General features: G+C 63.0%; 16 protein-coding genes. 6 read left to right on the top strand and 10 right to left on the bottom strand.

The features are described from left to right. Nucleotides 1-12: 12 nt before the first annotated feature. Nucleotides 13-1,365, top strand: coding sequence for a 3-oxoacyl-ACP reductase (locus tag BLU76_RS09520; RefSeq protein WP_092222522.1), 1,353 nt, complete (start codon nucleotides 13-15; stop codon nucleotides 1,363-1,365). Nucleotides 1,366-1,367: 2 nt separating this feature from the next. After that, entirely contained in the window at nucleotides 1,368-2,222 is an 855-nt protein-coding gene (locus BLU76_RS09515) for a MaoC family dehydratase (RefSeq protein ID WP_092222520.1), read from the top strand. A gap of 78 nt (nucleotides 2,223-2,300) precedes the next feature. Here the strand turns inward: BLU76_RS09515 and BLU76_RS09510 are convergent, their stop codons facing one another. The 4 genes from BLU76_RS09510 to BLU76_RS09495 are packed head-to-tail and all read right to left on the bottom strand — an operon-like array spanning nucleotide 2,301 to nucleotide 4,557. After that, entirely contained in the window at nucleotides 2,301-2,855 is a 555-nt protein-coding gene (locus BLU76_RS09510; RefSeq protein WP_092147088.1) for a DUF4136 domain-containing protein, read from the bottom strand. A gap of 20 nt (nucleotides 2,856-2,875) precedes the next feature. Further along, the gene (locus BLU76_RS09505) at nucleotides 2,876-3,493 is read right to left on the bottom strand and encodes a DUF4136 domain-containing protein (protein WP_063323104.1); all 618 of its coding nucleotides are present in this window, start codon (nucleotides 3,491-3,493) and stop codon (nucleotides 2,876-2,878) included. Between the two features lie 12 nt (nucleotides 3,494-3,505). Then, nucleotides 3,506-4,255 carry a methyltransferase gene (locus tag BLU76_RS09500; RefSeq protein WP_063323105.1) on the bottom strand — a complete coding sequence of 250 codons (750 nt, stop codon included), beginning with the start codon at nucleotides 4,253-4,255 and terminating at the stop codon, nucleotides 3,506-3,508. Beyond that, nucleotides 4,252-4,557 carry a MazG-like family protein gene (locus BLU76_RS09495; protein ID WP_003186192.1) on the bottom strand — a complete coding sequence of 102 codons (306 nt, stop codon included), beginning with the start codon at nucleotides 4,555-4,557 and terminating at the stop codon, nucleotides 4,252-4,254. Before BLU76_RS09495 ends, BLU76_RS09500 begins: the two co-directional genes overlap by 4 nt. A gap of 164 nt (nucleotides 4,558-4,721) precedes the next feature. Between BLU76_RS09495 and BLU76_RS09490 the strand changes: the two genes are divergently transcribed. Both BLU76_RS09490 and BLU76_RS09480 read left to right on the top strand, forming a co-directional pair. Next, nucleotides 4,722-5,015, top strand: coding sequence for a hypothetical protein (locus BLU76_RS09490; RefSeq protein ID WP_018607618.1), 294 nt, complete (start codon nucleotides 4,722-4,724; stop codon nucleotides 5,013-5,015). Between the two features lie 278 nt (nucleotides 5,016-5,293). Next, complete coding sequence (locus BLU76_RS09480; protein WP_092222518.1) at nucleotides 5,294-6,643, top strand: MATE family efflux transporter; 1,350 nt, start codon at nucleotides 5,294-5,296, stop codon at nucleotides 6,641-6,643. A 3-nt stretch (nucleotides 6,644-6,646) separates the two neighbouring features. On the opposite strand, the gene BLU76_RS09475 is transcribed toward BLU76_RS09480, so the two are convergent. The 6 genes from BLU76_RS09475 to BLU76_RS09450 form a co-directional block, all read right to left on the bottom strand. Further along, nucleotides 6,647-7,444 carry a DUF4123 domain-containing protein gene (locus tag BLU76_RS09475; protein WP_092147082.1) on the bottom strand — a complete coding sequence of 266 codons (798 nt, stop codon included), beginning with the start codon at nucleotides 7,442-7,444 and terminating at the stop codon, nucleotides 6,647-6,649. After that, nucleotides 7,441-8,748 (bottom strand): type VI secretion system Vgr family protein, encoded by a 1,308-nt coding sequence (locus BLU76_RS09470; RefSeq protein WP_092222516.1) that lies wholly within the window; start codon nucleotides 8,746-8,748, stop codon nucleotides 7,441-7,443. The genes BLU76_RS09475 and BLU76_RS09470 overlap by 4 nt, the downstream gene beginning before the upstream one ends. 427 nt (nucleotides 8,749-9,175) lie before the next feature. Then, entirely contained in the window at nucleotides 9,176-11,089 is a 1,914-nt protein-coding gene (gene speA / locus BLU76_RS09465) for an arginine decarboxylase (protein WP_014336393.1), read from the bottom strand. A 211-nt stretch (nucleotides 11,090-11,300) separates the two neighbouring features. Next, entirely contained in the window at nucleotides 11,301-11,672 is a 372-nt protein-coding gene (locus tag BLU76_RS09460; RefSeq protein WP_053118082.1) for a translation initiation factor Sui1, read from the bottom strand. A gap of 168 nt (nucleotides 11,673-11,840) precedes the next feature. Continuing rightward, the gene (locus BLU76_RS09455; protein ID WP_063323109.1) at nucleotides 11,841-12,398 is read right to left on the bottom strand and encodes an NUDIX hydrolase; all 558 of its coding nucleotides are present in this window, start codon (nucleotides 12,396-12,398) and stop codon (nucleotides 11,841-11,843) included. A gap of 3 nt (nucleotides 12,399-12,401) precedes the next feature. After that, nucleotides 12,402-13,469, bottom strand: a complete 1,068-nt coding sequence (locus BLU76_RS09450; RefSeq protein WP_003197431.1) for a DUF2333 family protein — start codon at nucleotides 13,467-13,469, stop codon at nucleotides 12,402-12,404. A 284-nt stretch (nucleotides 13,470-13,753) separates the two neighbouring features. On the opposite strand from BLU76_RS09450, the gene BLU76_RS09445 reads away from it, so the two are divergent. Continuing rightward, entirely contained in the window at nucleotides 13,754-15,424 is a 1,671-nt protein-coding gene (locus BLU76_RS09445) for a GGDEF domain-containing response regulator (protein ID WP_092147078.1), read from the top strand. 52 nt (nucleotides 15,425-15,476) lie between these two features. Beyond that, nucleotides 15,477-17,423, top strand: a complete 1,947-nt coding sequence (locus BLU76_RS09440; protein ID WP_092222514.1) for a methyl-accepting chemotaxis protein — start codon at nucleotides 15,477-15,479, stop codon at nucleotides 17,421-17,423. Nucleotides 17,424-17,677: the final 254 nt, after the last annotated feature.

Raw genomic sequence — 17,677 nt, 5'->3', positions numbered from 1 at the left:
GGAGTGTGTTCCATGTCTGACCGTTATATCGACTTCGCCAATTCGCCCATTGGCCGGCGCATGGTCGGGTCCCTCGGCCTGCCATCGCCGGTGCGCCTGGAACGCTGGCAGGCCGGGCGCCTGCGGCCGATCGAAGGCGCATTGCTACTGGGCGGCGGGCCGTTGACCGAACAGATCGGCACGTTTGCCAAGCGCCTGACCGACACCATCTTCATCTACGGCGGCGAGCCGACCCTGGCCACCGAGTGGATCCCCGGCCATGGCCCGAAAATCAAGGCGGTGGTGTACGACGCCAGCCATTTGCTGCCGATCGACCAGCTCAAGCAGTTGCGGGAATTTTTCCAGCCGCTGATGAAAAACCTCGACCACAGCGCCCATGTCGTCATCCTCGGTCGCGCGCCGGAAAGTCTTGCCGACCCATTCGCCGCCAGTGCCCAGCGGGCGTTGGAGGGTTTCAGCCGTTCCCTGGCCAAAGAGCTGCGCCACGGTGGGACGCTGCAACTGCTGTACGTCGGCGACGGCGCCGAAGCCCAGCTGGAAGGCGCATTGCGGTTTTTCCTGTCGCCCAAAAGCGCCTTCATCTCCGGGCAGGTCATTCGCCTCAACGCCTGTGACACCCAGGTCCAGGACTGGACCCGACCACTGACTGGGCTCAAGGCACTGGTCACCGGTGCAGCCCGCGGGATCGGCGCTTCCATCGCCGAAACCCTGGCCCGTGATGGCGCCGATGTGATCCTGCTGGACGTGCCGCAGGCCAAGACCGACCTCGACGCCCTGGCCGCTCGCTTGAGCGGGCGCAGCGTCACGCTGGACATCTGCGCCCAAGATGCCGCGGCACAGCTGATCGAGCACCTGCCCGACGGCGTCGATATCCTGGTGCACAACGCCGGCATCACCCGGGACAAGACCCTCGCCAACATGACCCCGGAATTCTGGGACGCGGTGCTGGCCGTGAACCTCAATGCCCCGCAAGTATTGACCAAGGCCCTGCTCGACAGCGGCACCCTGCACGACAATGGCCGCGTCGTGCTGCTGGCCTCCATCAGCGGCATTGCCGGCAACCGTGGGCAGACCAACTATGCGGCGAGCAAGGCCGGGCTGATCGGCTTGGCCCAGGCCTGGGCACCGTTGTTGCAACCACGGGGCATCAGCATCAACGCCGTGGCGCCGGGTTTCATTGAAACGCGCATGACCGCCGAGGTTCCTTTCGCGCTACGCGAAGCCGGGCGGCGCATGAGTTCCCTGGGCCAGGGCGGCCTGCCCCAGGATGTCGCCGAAGCCGTTGCATGGCTGGCGCAACCGGGCACGGGTGCCGTGACCGGCCAGGCCCTGCGGGTATGCGGGCAAAGCCTTCTGGGAGCGTGACCATGACGATCCAATGGCATGAAGTCAGCAGCCCGCCCTCCATGTCCGGGCTTTATTCGAAAGCGGCGACACGGCGCAAGGTCACCGGAACGACCCTGCCCGAGGAGGGGCTGCGTCAAGTGCTTCAGGTCGACCCGCAACGCCTGGCGGCCTATCGCAAAGTCTGCGGGTTCGTCGATAACGGACTGCTGCCGCCGACCTATCCCCACGTCTTGGCGTTTGCCCTGCAAATGCAATTGCTCACCGCGCGGAATTTTCCATTCCCACTGCTGGGGCTGATCCACTTGAGCAACCGCATTCGTCTATTGCGGCCCATGGGCGGGGTTGGCCAAGTGCGTGCCAGCGTCAATGTCGAGAATCTTCAAGCCCACCCCAAGGGCGCGGTATTCGACCTGGTGACCCGCCTCGATGACCAGTTGGGGCCGCTATGGGAGGCCCAGAGCCAGATGCTTTGCAAAGGCGTCCAGCTCGACGGGGCACTTGTGGAGGACTCACCGCAGGCCAGCCTGCCCTTGATTGAAGTCGCGCACTGGACCGCACCGGCAGACATCGGGCGGCAATATGCCAAAGTGTCTGGCGACTACAACCCGATTCACCTGAGCGGTATCAGCGCCAGGCTGTTCGGCTTCCCCACCGCCATCGCCCACGGCTTGTGGAACAAGGCCAGGACCCTCGCGGCGCTGGATGACCACCTGCCCGAGGCCAACATCGAGATCGAGGTGACCTTCAAGAAACCGGTACGCCTGCCCAGCGAAGTGACCCTGCTGTCCAGCGCGGCGGGATCCAGTGGACAACTGCAACTGGTGGGGACCGGGGCGCTGGAGCATATGGTGGGAGAGTGGCGGCCGGTGACCTGAGCAGCCCCCCCTAATGTGGGAGCGAGCTTGCTCGCGATGGCAGTGGCTCAGCCTCCCCCCATCTTGAATTCGCCGTGCTCAGCGCGGCGGGTAGTTGGACAGGATCCGCCCAACCGTCTCGCGCACGGCGGTGTTGCGGTCAGCCGGGTTGGGGGAGTTGCTGAGCAGTTGTTCGTCACTGCCACGCCACACCAGCTTGCCGTCCTTGCCATCGAGCAGGTCGATCTGCACGGTGGCGACCTTGTAGCTGATGTTGCGGGTTTCGTTGTACATCGGCCCGCCCCAATAGCCATTCCAAGGGCCGCCCCAGCCGCCGCCGTAGTGGGTGGTGACCTGCTGCTGGCGGTCCTCGACGATCAAATAGGCCTGGACCAGCACATCGCCATGCCCGCCAGCCGCCGGACGCAAGCCGCGCTGGTCGAGTTGATCGGCAACCGCCTGGCGGATCCGCTGTTCGGTCAGGTCGCTCTTGATGCGAGGGTCATCGGGGCGATATTGCAGCGCCGGGTCTTTCCAGCTCCAACTGCGATACGCCGCGAAATCGCGGCTGGTGTCGAAATCATGGTTGACCTGATTAGAGGCACAAGCGCCCAACAATAGGGTGAAGGCCAGTAGAGCAAGACGGCGAAACATGGTTTTACTCCGTTGCGTAATCAACTTGGAGGATACGCCGACATGGCTTTTTCCACTGCAGCACGAATGGCATCGGTGCGCTCGCTTTGACTGCCCCGCTGGCCGGTCTCGGCGCTGGCGCTCCATACCGGTTGCCCCGTGCGGGCATCGAACAGATCCACCCGCACCACCACGACCTGCTCCTGATACGTGCGCACCATCGGCACCGGATGGTACATCCCATAACCCGGGCCATAGCGGTCATAACGGTTATAGCCGCCGTAGTAACCGGCATCGTAGTCGTCGCGGACCTGGCGCACGCGGGTTTCCAGACGCAGGTCGGCGCTGACGAACAGGTCGGCGGGCCGGTTGTCATGCAGCGGGCGCAGGCCACGCTGGTCCAGGGCATTGCTCACCGCTTCGGCCACTTGGGCCGAATCCGCCCAGGCGGAACCCGACGGCAGGCGCCCGTCGCGCCAGGCCCAACTGCGATAGCGCCCATAGTCACGGGGCGGCGCAGGGTAAGCGCTGCGGTCGAACACCGTGGCGGCCTCGGCCGGCGCCGGTGGCAGTGGATTGGACGTGGCGACATAGGGGTTGCTGCCCTGGCAGGCCGCCAGTCCCAGGCACAGCATCAACAACCCTGAACGACCTTTCATTTCACTCTCCGGTCACACTGGACGGCAGATCCAGTGCAGATAACGTCCCAACCCGGCAAACGCCGGATGGCGACGGTGGGCCAGTTCCATTTCCAGCAACTGCGCAAGCTCCACGCGTCCCTGGAACTCCACCGGCATATAGTCATGGAAAACCCGCACACCACTCTGGTTTTCGACCTGCCACAGGCCTTCAAGTTGCGCCGCCAACTCTCGTGGATCAAGAGGTTGTTGCGGCGTCAGGCTCTGTTTTTCGCCGGCCATGTCATTTTTGCGCAACTTGCGAAAATGCCCCTTGAGCAGGTTGCGATAGACCAGCGCGTCGCGGTTGTAGAATGCCAGGGACAGCCAGCCGCCAGGGACCGTGAGTTGATGCAGCACTGGCAGGATCGCGTGAGGTTCGGCCAGCCATTCCAGCACCGCGTGACACAACACCAGGTCGTAAGGTTCGGTGAGCTGGCCGAGCAGGTCCTGCCACGGCGCCTGGATGAACGTGGCGCTCTGGCCCGCCTCGGCAAAGCGCTGGCGGGCGCCTTCGAGCATGGGCTCGGCCGGCTCGGCCAGGGTCACCTGGTGACCGCGTTCGGCCAGCCACAACGACATGTGGCCCAGGCCGGCGCCGATGTCCAGCACGCGCAATGGACGCTGTGGCAAGGCTTCCAGCAGATCGGCCTGAAGCACCGCCAGGCGGATCGCGCCCTTGGCCCCACCGTAGATTTTTTCGGCAAAACGCGTGGCGAGCTGATCGAAATGACGGTCGCTCATTGGCCGAACCGCCGTTCGCTGTCAGCCAGTTTGCTGCGCACCACGGCGTCCATGTCCAGGCCCAGTTCGCTGCAAAGCAGCAACAGGTACAACACGATGTCACCGACCTCCTGCCCGGCGTGGGCCAGTTTGTCCGCCGGCAACTGGCGCGACTGGTCCTCGGTCAGCCACTGGAAAATCTCCACCAGTTCGGCCATTTCCACACTGGCGGCCATGGCGAGGTTTTTCGGGCTGTGGAATTGCCGCCAGTCGTTACGGTCACGAATGGCATGCAGGCGTTCGGTCAGTTCAACAAGGTTCATCGGGTTCTCCTGAATGCGCATAGCTTCAGGGGGATGACCTGGGAAGGCAAGAGTCTCGGTACGAAGCGACAGTTTGCCCCATAATCGAACCAACTCGGCCGCTACAGCTCCTACAATCAGGAGCCAACGGCTCAGCTCAGATCCCCTCCCATCAGGATGCACACATGCAGGCAGAAAGCTTTTTCGAATGGCTCGGCCAGGCGCTCGGTTCGGTGATCCGTTTCATCGTCGACCTGCTCAGCGGTCTCTTCAACACCCTGGCCAATGCCGGCGGCAATTTTGTCGATGGGCTGTCACGTACCCTGGGCATGGACACCTCGATCATCAGCATCATCGCGCTGATCCTCGGGCTGATGTTGCTTTACTCGGCGATCCGCGCGTTCATGCGGGCCTCGATCGTCATGGGCATCATCTGGCTGGTGCTGGGGTTGTGGTTGTTGAGCTGGATTATCCACTAGCACTCGGATCGCTCCCCACCACAGAGCCCGCGCCGGACACAAGCACCTGTGGCGAGGGAGCTTGCTCCCGCTGGGTGGCGAAGCCGCCCCAAATGGGCTGACGCAATCTTCCAGACACATCGCGCCAGCCGGCTTTACGACTGCTTCGCAGCCGAGCGGGAGCAAGCTCCCTCGCCACAATGAGTCCGAAGTCACTTTGGAGAATTGCGTGTTCCCCTCCGCACCGGGCACGATCAATTCAGGAACCCGCTACAATCGCGCTCCATCAAGGAGCCCGCATGTCCAACCTGACCACCGACTGGCGCGACCGCCTTACCCATCGCCGGGTCTGGGCGCTGGCTGCGCCAATGATTCTCTCGAACATTTCCGTACCGCTGGTGGCCTTGGTGGACAGTACCGTCATCGGCCATTTGCCCCATGCCCATCAGTTGGGCGCGGTGGCGGTCGGGGCGAGTTTGTATACGGTGTTGGCGTGGGCCATGGGTTTCCTGCGCATGGGCACCACCGGGTTCGCCGCCCAGGCTGCCGGGCGCGGTGACGGGGCGGCGTTGCGACAAGTGCTGCTGCAAGGGCTGTTGTTGGCGATGGGGTTGGCGGTACTGCTCGGTGCCGTCGGCGTGCCGTTGAGTGGCGTGGCTTTGCACTTCATGCAGCCGTCCGCCGAGCTCAACCAGTTGACCCAGGATTTCTTTCACACCCGGCTGTTCGGCCTGCCGGCGGCGCTGGCCAGTTATGCGCTGGTAGGCTGGTTCCTCGGTGCCCAGAATGCCCGGGCCCCGCTGGCGATCCTGTTGGTGACCAACCTGATCAACATCGCCCTCAACCTGTGGTTCGTGATCGGCCTGGACTGGGGCGTGACCGGTTCGGCCCGGGCGTCGGTGATCGCCGAGTGGACCGGTGCGCTGGTCGGCCTGGCCCTGGCTCGTCACACACTCCGCGCCTGGCCTGGACAGATTGCCTGGGGCGCCCTGGGGGTGTGGCAGAGCTGGCGTCCGCTACTGGCGGTGAACCGGGACATTTTCATCCGCAGCCTGGTGCTGCAAGCGGTGTTTTTCCTGATCACCGTGCAAGGCGCACGCCTGGGGGATGCGACCGTGGCGGCCAATGCCTTGCTGCTCAACGGCCTGTTGCTGACAGCCCATGCCCTGGACGGCCTGGCCCATGCCGTCGAAGCGCTGTGCGGCCATGCCATTGGCGCGCGCGACCGCCTGGCGCTGCGTCGCTCGCTGGTGGTGGCGTGCGGCTGGTCGTTGATCGCCAGCCTGGGCTTTGCACTGCTGTTCCTGCTCGCCGGCCACCTGTTCATCGACATGCAGACCGACATTCCTGACGTGCGCGCCACCGCTTATCACTACCTGCCCTACCTGGCCGCCTTGCCGCTGATTGCGGTCTGGAGTTACTTGCTCGACGGGCTGTTCATTGGCGCCACCCGTGCCCGGGAAATGCGCAACGGCATGCTGCTGACCCTGCTGCTGGTGCTGCCCATCGCCTGGGCGCTGCAAGGGCTGGGCAACCATGGGCTATGGATAACCTTCCTGCTGTTCATGGCCCTGCGCAGCCTGACCCTCGGCGCTTTCGCCTGGCACTTGCAGCGGCACGATCGCTGGCTCGGCGCATCAGCCCACTAACGCTCAATCCTGGCTGCCCTGCCAGCGCCGGCGCAGATGCTCGAACCGCTCGCGCTGCGAACCACCCACCAGGCCAGGCACTGGCCGGGCATCGGGGTATTGCAGGCGTAGCCACAGCCAGTCATCGAGCACCGCCCGCTCGGTAAACCCCAGCGTCAGGCCCTGCTGCAAATCCCCCCAGAGCCGCTGGTAATTACATCCGGTGGAGCGGCACCATTGCCAGGCGTGACGCTCCAGCAGGCACCGTTGCAACTGGTCCTGCTGCCGGTCGCTGAGCCCATGCTCTTTCTCCAGCGCCGCCACCGGCAGCCCAGGGTTGGACAGTTGTTGCCAACCCTGGCTGCCGATCGCCCGGTCGGCCCAGGTGCCACCAAACCAGCGCAACAAACTGATCGGGCCCAGCCAGCAACTGAGTTCTTGAGGGTCGCAACCGTCGAAGAAATAGCTGGCGATGTACGGGTTGTAGTAGCTCAACAAAGCTTTGTGGTGCAGACCCAGGGTCACCGTCAGCATGCGCCGCAGATGCGCCAGCAATTGCGCAGCGGGCGATGGGCTGACCAACAACAGCCCCGGCCAGGAACCTGGGTCCAGGTGACAAAGGCTGGCCAGCGCAGGCGAATGGCGCAGATCCACCAACAGCGGACCGTGCTCTCGCAACCCATGCAGCTCGGTGTTTTCAAACAAGGCAAAGCACCGGGCCTTGGCGAACTGCGCGCGCACCAGCCGCGCAGCGCCAGGCGCACTCGGTACGTCGAGCAGCAGCCATTGCGGCGGTGATCCAGACAGGGGCGCGGCGTTCATCGAGCGACACTCGCGCCACGCCGCATGAGCATACGGCAGGTGCACAGTGGCTGGGAGCAGGGGCTGAAAGGCCCGCCTTCGGGCAACAAGCACAACAAGACCAGCGGCTCGGCATCCCGGATTGCAGACAACAGAAACGGATCGGCAACCGATGGCCCACGCGTTTCGCCTGTGGATGACTCATCCACAATCTCTACTGAGGCAGGCGCATCCAGAAATGCACTGATCATTGGCCGATCCGGATCGCCTTCGATAAAGCTCACCAGCACCTCGGTGCCGTCACTCAAGGCGCCCGCCATGCCCGGGACCAGTTCGGGCGCCAAAGGCAGCCAGCAATGACTGGGGCTCGCGCCTTCGCCCTGGTAGAGCCAGTCAAACTGCACCGCCACGCGCCCCGCTCCCAGCTCCGACGGCTCGTCCACCGCCACGACCCAGCCACGTTGCCGGCTCACCATGCGCGGTTTTACCGGGACCTCCTCCGGCACGAACAGCACGCCCCGGGGAATGGCCCTGAAATGATTGCCGTACACCCCCGCCTGTGCGCGGTGCTCGACCTTCGTCAGCAGCCAGCGCCGGTTCCAGTCGGCAAACGGATGGCCCGTCAGCTTCAGCACCTGACCGCCGTGCAGGCTCATCAAGTCGCTGCGCCCCTGGGCGACCTGCTCCTCCGACACATCGGTTTGCACGCTGAACGAGCGCACCGCGGCAATCGGGTCGTCGTCCGCGTAGACCGCCTTACCGGCAGGGGGAAAACTGTGTGGATTATCAGCGAACACCAGGCAATGCCCGTCCCGGGTGTGTTCGAAATGAAAGTGGATACCCGCCTGGGCGCATACGCGCTGCAGGAACTGCAGGTCCGACTCTCGATACTGGGTACAGAAATCCTGCGGTGGATAATCACCACTCAAATCCAGGCACAGGCTGCGGCCAATGATGTCATGGGCCTTGAGCACCTGGCGAATGATCTGCGGCACCGAGCGGGCGCTGAAAACCCGCTGGCTGAATCGCTGCGCCAGACAGGCCAGCTTCGGCCCGATACGCACCTGGCAGCCGGCGCCATGACTGTGTTGGACCAACTCATGAAGCTGCCCATGAACACCTCGGCCCGGGGCCCCGAAACTCAACCAGACGCTGCGGTACAACAGGCCCGCCAGGTCCAGGTTCGCGTCGCGCAACGACAGCTGCGCTTCATAGACGAAGGGTTCGCTGATCGCTTCGCTACCCGTGAAGGCCACGACGTCAACAGGCTCGGGCAGACCGGCTATCTCCAGACGAAAGGCTGGCTCGCTGGCTGGATCGGACATCGGCGTTTCTCTACAGGAGGGGCGGTCGGGGATTCTCGCCGAGAGCCATGGCCGAGTAGAGGGGCCAAGTACAAGTTAGGAAAGGGACTACACGAAATAAGGACATCGCCGGTTAAACGCACCGATGTGCGGAAACAGCGGCGGCACACATAAAAATGCCCTTCAGGACTGTCCGAAAAAACCCGCAGCATGCGGTGCATTTTCTGACAGCCCTGGAGGGCATTGCCGATCAGTAAAAAAGGTGAGCCTCGCTGCAATCTTGTGGCGAGGGGATTTATCCCCGCTGGGCTGCGCAGCAGCCCCTAAGCAGCCAACTCAATCTGCCTGACACACCGGTTGTCGGCATTTAGGGCCGCTTCGCGACCCAGCGGGGATAAATCCCCTCGCCACAAAGGGAGTTCTTTGCTCAGCGAATACTCATGACTCATCAGGAAGACAGGTAGGAGGAACGCGTCAGCCCCAGGCGCAAGGCATCGAGGAACTGGGTACGTTCGGCGGCGCTGATACGGGCGCTGGCGCACTTGTCGCGGTAGTGAGTCATCAACTCCTCCGGCGACAGGTGCACGTAGCGCAGCATGTCCTCGATGGTGTCGTGGGTTTCGATACCGGCGTGGTACACGCTGCCATCGGCGTTCTGGTAGATGTTCACCGAGTCGGTGTCACCGAACAGGTTGTGCATGTCACCAAGGATTTCCTGGTAGGCACCCACCAGGAAGATGCCCAGCAGATAGTCTTCATCCGGCTTGAGAGCGTGAACCGGCAGGCTGGTCTCGATGCTCTGCTCGTCGACGTACTGCTTGATCTTGCCGTCCGAGTCGCAGGTCAGGTCTTGCAGCACGGCGCGGCGCAGCGGCTCTTCGTCCAGGCGATGCAGCGGCAGGATCGGCAACACCTGGCCGATGGCCCAGGTGTCCGGCAGGCTCTGGAACACCGAGAAGTTGCAGATGTATTTGTCGGCCAACTTGTCGTTGAGCTCATCCAGCACCTGGCGGTGCGAGCGCTGGCGCGCCTTCAACGAGTTGTGCAGGCGACGGCACACCGCGAAATAGCATTGCTCGGCCAAGGCTTTTTCGGCCAGGGTCAGCTTGCCGTCGGCATATTGGGTCGCCACGTCGCTCATGTAGTGGGTGGCGCGCCAGTAAGTCTCGGTGACCATCTCGATATCAGTCGGGCCCAGCAGGTCAACCAACCATTGCACGGTTTCCGGCAGTTCCTGCTTGTTGTCGATCACCGGCACGTCGTCGTTGTGTTTCTCGACGTCGGTCACTTGCACCACCAGCATGGCGTGGTGAGCGGTCAGCGAGCGGCCGCTTTCGGAGAAGATGTTCGGATGCGGCAGGCTCTGGGCATCGCAGAACTCCTTGAGCATGCCGACCACGACACCGGCGTAATCGTCCATGTCGTAGTTGATCGAGCTGGCATTGCGCGAGTGCGTGCCGTCGTAGTCCACGCCCAGGCCACCGCCGACGTCGATGTGATCCACCGGCAGGCCGAGGTTGCGCAGCTCACCGTAGTAACGGATCGCTTCCTTGAAGCCATGCTGGTAGTCCGCCAGGTTGGCGATCTGCGAACCCATGTGGAAGTGCAGCAGGCGAATGCCCTGGTCCAGGCCGGCAGCACGGAAACGCTCGACCACCGACAGCAGTTGCGCGGCCGACAAGCCGAACTTGGACTTCTCGCCACCGGTATCGGCCCACTTGCTCGACGCCAGGGATGACAGGCGCACGCGCAAGCCGACCTGCGGCTTGACCTTGAGCGTCGCGGCCTCTTCGATCACCAGGCCGACTTCGGACTCTTTCTCGATGACGATGAAGACGTTGTGACCGAGCTTCTGGCCCATCAGCGCCAGACGGATGAATTCGCGGTCCTTGTAGCCGTTGCAGACGATGGTCCCGCCCTTCGGCGCCAGGGCCAGGACCGCCAGCAGCTCCGGCTTGGAACCGGCTTCCAGGCCGATGGAGACGTTCTGGGTGGCGATGATGTTCTCGATCACCGCTTCCTGCTGGTTGACCTTGATCGGATAGAGCGCGGTGTACTTGCTCTGGTATTCCAGGCGCGCGATGTTGCTGTCGAAGGCGCCGGTGAGCTGGCGCACACGGTCTTGCAGGATGTCGGGGAAGCGCACCAGCAAGGGCAGCGACAGGCCGCTCTGGCGCAACTGGTCGACTTGCTCGAACAGGTCGATGGGCGAGCTGTCGGGACCGTTCGGACGGACTTCGACGCGACCGGCTTCATTGATCGCGAAATACCCGGCCCCCCAATGGCGAATCCCGTAAACACTGCGGCTGTCCGCAACTGTCCATTGGCTGCCATCGTCTTTGCGTGTGCGTCGTACGGACATCGAAGTCCCCTATAAAGAAGTCAAAATGCACCATCCGGTCGGAGGCTGGGGCAGTCTAGAGAGTGAAAATGACGAATTGCCTGTTAGCAAGGTAGACCCTGCTCCCAGCGATGAGTTTAGAAACCCGTTCAGAACAGGCTCTGTGAAAACCATGCGGGCGACCTCGAACGTTGGATTCGGGTCAAGCCGAGGGTGGCTTTCACAGAGGCTGCTAGCCGCCGGATTTCTTTGCCTTGAAGCCGTGCTTGAGCAGTTCCGCCAGCAGCAGCTCGACGTGATCGCCCTGGATCTCGATGATGCCGTCTTTCAACGCACCACCGGTGCCACAGCGTTTCTTCAACGTGGTGGCCAGCTCCTTGAGCGCGTCTTCGGCCAACGGCACGCCAGTGATCGTGGTCACCGTCTTGCCGCCGCGACCTTTGCTTTCACGGCGCACGCGCGCTATGCCGTCACCGGCAGGGATGGCGGTCTGTTTGCAGATGCAGGCATCCACCGGCTGACGGCAATCAGGACAATGACGACCGGCGTCGGTAGAAAATACCAGGCCGCCCAGGGCGGCGAAGGATGCGGCTTTTTTGGCCACCGGCAATCCTCTCGGGAGGACAAAGACTGGTCGAGGGGGAATGTGCCTCGACCGCGAAACCCCACTCAGGCAGGGGCAGCGCTACTGGACCGCAGACACGGTTCAGCTTGAAAAGTCGCGCAGTGTAACGGCAAAAAGCCGACTTGCTAAGGGCCAATCAGCGCCAATTTATAGCTTCTTTGCGACGCTGCCGCCATGGACCCGCAAATAGCGTTCAAGCGCCGCCAGAGAGTCCGGGCAGTAAGGCTTGCGCTGGATTTCATCAAGCACCTGTTCGAGGGGCAGGAAACGCGCTTCGAGGACTTCTTCAGGCTGCAGCACCAGCGGGCCGTCCCACACCGCCGAGAACGCCGAGCACCACAGGCGACTGCCAGGGTCTTCGAAATAAAAATGGTCGTGTGCGGTCAGTTCCACGCCGCTCACGCCCAGCTCTTCCGCCAGTTCACGGGCAGCCGATTCGGCGTAGGTCTCGTCGGCCTGGACCATGCCGCCCGCCGCCACGTCCCAGAAACCAGGGTAGATGGCCTTGCTCAGGGTGCGCCGATGAACACACAGCTCACCGGACGAATTGAACAGCATGATGTAGGTGCCGCGTCCGATCAGGCCACGCTCGCGCAGCTCTGAACGCACCAGGCTGCCGAGCAGGTTGTCCTGCTCATCGACCCACGCAATCAGCTCGGCATCCGAGGCCACTCGATGGGCGACCTCCCGGGGGCTTTCGCTCATGAATCAACCCTGGTTCAGCAGTTGCCGCAAGTCGATGACCGCTGCGTTGGCCCGGGAAATGTAGTTGGCCATGACCAGCGAGTGGTTCGCCAATACACCGAAGCCGCTGCCGTTGAGGATCATCGGGCTCCAGACCGGTTCCTGGGACGCTTCCAGTTCACGGATGATCTGCCGCACGCTGACCGTGGCGTTCTTTTTCGCCAGGACATCGGCGAAGTCCACTTCGATGGCGCGCAGCAGGTGCGACAACGCCCATGCCTGGCCACGGGCCTCATAGAACACGTTATCGATTTGCAGCCACGGGGTCTCGACCACTTCTTCATCCACCTGTGGCACCTGGCCCGGGGCCGGGACTTCGGTTTTCAGCGAGGTGTTGAGCTTGACCCGGCCAACGCTGGCCGACAGACGCTGGGACAACGACCCCAGGCGAGTGCCGACATCCCCGAGCCAGTTGTTCAGGTTGTCGGCGCGGGCGTAGAACAGCGCGCTTTTCTGGCTTGGGTCGGACAGACGCGCCTGATAGCGGCTCAGGGAATTGATGCCTTCCTGGTATTCAGATTCGCTGGAGGGCAGTACCCAACTGCGGTTGTCGAAGTTGAAGCGCGGTTCGGCCTTGGCCAGGTCGGCGTCCTCGGCGGACTGGGACTGGGAACGGGCGAAGTCCTTGCGCAGGGCACGGCTCAGGTCGCGGACCTGCACCAGCACGCCGTATTCCCAGCTCGGCATGTTGTCCATCCACAGGCCAGGTGGGAAGCGGTCGTTGGAGATGTAGCCACCCGGCTTGCTCAGCAGGGTCCCGGCCACCGTCTTGAGCGTCTCGACCGTGGTGTAGCCCACCACCATCTGCCGGCCATCTTTCTCGGCTGCGGCCTGGGCGTTCTGCTGCACAGGGAACAGCGCGGGCTCCTGGCTCCAATACCAGCCGACGGCAATGGTCACCAGCAGGTAAAGGCCGATCAGCGTCGCCAGTGCGCGGCTGAAAAAAAGCCCACCCAGGTAGCTGCGGGTGTCCGATTTCGGCTCGGCGGCACGTTCAGGCGCGCTGCCCGCGCGGTTTTTCCAGTCCAGCATGGTGATATCCCTTCAATCACTTGAGTTCTCGGTTCGACCACAACCCTACGCCATCGTGCCTGATTTGAAACGCGATAATGCGGCGCCCATCATGCCGGGCGCGACAGGGCAATCGAACAGCACTATAAAGGAAGCGTTGCCATCGGCCTACGAGACCGCTCAGTCACAAACTGAATTTCGCGACTGGACAGAATATTGACGTATGACACTCATGCAGAGGAAAAGAGGTGCTAGCATAGAGCCACCAGTCGATCTCAGCATGCACCCTAACTAGTAGTCAGGATATGACCGAGCCAGAAGACCCCAGCCGTGAGCGCCTCAAGCACCACTTTGCCCAGCGGGTAATTCATCAGGCTCGTCAGATCCTGGAGATTTGGCAGCGCCTGCAACGCAGTGAGTGGTCAAGCACCGACCTGTCGGAGCTCAGCGAAGCCAACCTGCGCCTGCTGCGCTTTGCCGAGCGCTTCGAACAGCCCGAGCACGCCCAGTTGGCCCAAGGCATCAGCCAGTCACTGCAAGCGGTGGACGCCAATCGTGGGCGCCTGAGCAGCCACCTGATCACCGAAATCAACCGCTTGATGCAGCGCTTGTCGCGTACCGGCCTGCGTCATGGCGACCAACTCGAACAAACCTTCCTGCCGCCGCTGCGCAAACCCATCTACGTGTTGCTGCAAGACCATGACCGCGCCGAGCGCCTGGCCAAGCAGTTGGAGTTCTTCGGCCTCGGCGCCCAGGCGCTGGACAGCGTCGCGGGGTTCCGCGCCTCCATGGTCGAGCGCCTGCCGGCGGCGATTGTCATGGATGTGGATTTCAGCGGACCCGGCGCGGGCCTGAAACTGGCCGCCGAAGCCCAGGAAGGCCTGGAGCAGCCGCTGCCGCTGTTGTTCTTCAGTTTGTTGGAAACCGACACGCCGACACGCCTGGCCGCGGTGCGTGCCGGTGGGCAGGAGTTTCTCACCGGCACCCTCGAAGCCTCGAGCCTGCTGGAAAAGATCGAAGTGCTGACCTGCGTTGCCCAGTACGATCCGTACAAAGTGCTGATCATCGATGACTCCCGTGCCCAGGCCATGCATACCGAACGCTTGCTCAATAGCGCCGGCATCATCACCCGCACGCTGATCGAGCCGATCCAGGCCATGGCCGAACTCGCGGACTTCCAACCCGACCTGATCATTCTCGACATGTACATGCCGGCCTGCACCGGCACGGAACTGGCCAAGGTGATACGTCACAACGACCGCTACGTCAGCGTGCCGATCATCTACCTGTCCGCCGAAGACGACCTGGACAAGCAACTCGATGCCATGAGCGAAGGTGGCGACGACTTCCTGACCAAACCGATCAAGCCCCGGCACCTGATCACCACGGTGCGCAACCGTGCCGCCCGGGCACGCAACCTCAAGGCGCGGATGGTGCGCGACAGCCTCACCGGCCTGTACAACCACACCCATATCCTGCAACTGCTCGAGGATTGCAGCTTTCGCGCTCGTCGCGAAGGCAAGCCCCTGAGCTTTGCCATGCTCGATATCGACCATTTCAAACGGGTCAATGACAGCCACGGCCACCCCATGGGCGACCGGGTGATCAAGAGCCTGGCGCTGTTTCTCAAGCAACGCCTGCGCAAGACCGACTTCATCGGCCGTTACGGCGGCGAAGAGTTCGCCATCGTCATGCCCGACACCGACATCGACGCCGCCTGCAAAGTGCTGGATGAAATTCGCCAGCGCTTTGCCGAAATCCACTATCCAGCCCAGCCCCATGATTTGTGGTGCACCTTCAGCGCCGGCGTGGTGGAGATGAGCGATGACTCCGACAGCCTGATGATGGCCAGCCAGGCGGATGAAGCGCTGTATCGCGCCAAGCATGCCGGGCGCAACCGGATACAGAGCGCCCGCCAATCAAAGCAAAGTGCCACCTTTTCATCGGAATCGACCGATTCGGTCATAAACCTGTAACGCAAACGCAATAACTTCAAGCGCTTACGATTCTGCCCCTGGTAGACACTTGATGCGCCTGAAGCTGCTGACCAATCTCAATACCCTTCTTTTAGTTGCCGTGTGCCTCGGCCTCGGCGCCACGCTGTGGTGGTCGCAGATTGCCCTGGAGCGACCCTATCTGCTGATGGAGCGCTACCTGGGCCTGTCGCGACAATTCCAGGGCGAAGTGGCGCGCAACATCGAGGACTATCTGGCCAGCGGCGATGCCCTGCGCTTGAGCACCGCCACCCAGGCGCTGGAAACCCTGCAAAAAGACCTGGATCAATTTCCCCCGGAAATGGCCAAGACCCTGCGCCCGAGCCTGGCGAACCTCGACAGCTTCAGCAAGACCGATCTGCTGGCCGCCGGCAAACTGGCCGGTGATCCGCAGGCCTTGCTGCTACAGGCCGAACGAGAGTTGAGCGCCAGCCTCGATCAACTGGCCCAATACGCCAATGGCGCCCCGGCCTACTTGCCCGCGCTGTTTGCCGCGTCGCAGCACCTGGGCCGCCTATCCCTCACGCGGGACAAACTGGTCAGCAGTGGCCGCAGCGAATTGGCCGCCGACGTCGAGCGGGAACTGGCGAGCATCCGTGTGGAGGCCGAACGCCTCGACAACCTGCCACTGCTGGGCGTCACCGCCAGCAGCGAATCAGGCAGCGATGATTTCGCCGCGCTGATGGGTTTGCAAATCCAGGAAAAAACCGCCGCCGAAGATGCGGGCATCGCCCTCAAGCGCGAGCTAAACAGCCTGCTCGGTCGTTACCCGGCAGAATTGGCCCGCACCCGTGAACTGATCCAGAAACGCACCGAACTGAGCAGCGCCACGCACCTGAAAATCGCCGATGTACAACAGGCGATCGATGCCATGGAACCAGCGGTGCGCGCCCAGCATGGGCAGATCCAGGGAGAGGTTCGCTTGATCCAAGGGGTAATGATTGGCCTGATCCTGCTGATCGCCCTGCTCATCGACACCTTGCAGCGACGCCTGGCGCGGACCTTGACGCACCTGGCGCCGGCCCTGTCGACCTGGGCCGAGGGCGACTTCAGCCGTGATATCCGCGTGGGCGCCAGCAACCGCGAACTGCAAGACATCGAAGCGTCGCTCAATCGCCTGCGGGCTTATCTGGTGGATCTGGTGGGCACCATTCGGGTGAACGCCGAACAGGTCGCCGGCAGCAGCCGTACCCTGGCCGAGTTGAGTGGCGAGCTGCACAGCGGCGCCGAGGATCAGGCCAGCGACACGGCGCTGATCCGCGACTCCCTCAGCGAACTGGAAGCGACGATCCAGCAGGTGGCCGGCGATGCCAGCCAGGCCGCAGACGCCAGCCGCAGCGCCGGGCATGCCGTGGAACAAGGGCAGAAGGTCATTGGCCTGAGCCTCACCGGCCTGCATGCGCTGGTGGGCGAAGTGCAAGGCAACGCGCAGATGATCGAACAACTGGCCGAGGAGTCGGCCACCATCGGTGGCGTGCTGACGGTGATTCGCTCGATTGCCGACCAGACCAACCTGCTGGCCCTCAACGCCGCCATCGAAGCGGCCCGCGCCGGGGAAATGGGCCGGGGTTTCGCGGTGGTGGCCGAGGAAGTCCGCTCCCTGGCCCAACGCACGGCCGGTGCCACCGCCGAAATCCAGACACTGATCGCCCGTCTGCAACAGGCCGCACGCCAATCGGTGGACGGCATGCGCGCCCAGGTCGAACACGCCGAAGCCACCGCCAACCAGGCGCAAGCGGCCGACGGCGCGCTGGATGAGATCGTCGGCGCCATCCAGACCATCTCCGACACGGCAGTACGCATCGCCGACGTCACCGCCCAACAAAGCGGCGCCGTCAGCGAAATCCGCGATCACAGCGAGCGGATTCACCAACTGGGCGGCGACAACCTGCTGCGCATCGGACAGGGGCGGGAACAGGGTGACAATCTGCTGGTGCTGGGCGGACGTTTGCACACCGCCGTGCAGGCCTTTCGGGTTTAGCGCCACAGACTGCATGAAGCACTATGGGGGCTTGCTCGCGATAGCGGTGGGTCAGCTTGCTTCGATGCTGGATGTGCCGCCGCCATCGCGAGCAAGCTCGCTCACATTGATTCGAGGGGCCCCTGGAATTGATGCCCCCACGGGGTGCGGTTTGCAACCGTATGACCGGATCAGAGACCATGGTCACAAATTTCGCGCAAACATCGGTCATCGTGCTGGCTATTGCAGAGAACTGGACAGTCACAAAGGCTTTG

Source organism: Pseudomonas sp. NFACC08-1, from assembly GCF_900106735.1.
Taxonomy (GTDB): Bacteria; Pseudomonadota; Gammaproteobacteria; order Pseudomonadales; family Pseudomonadaceae; genus Aquipseudomonas; species Aquipseudomonas fluorescens_Q.
This window is presented reverse-complemented; position numbering and strand designations above follow the sequence as displayed.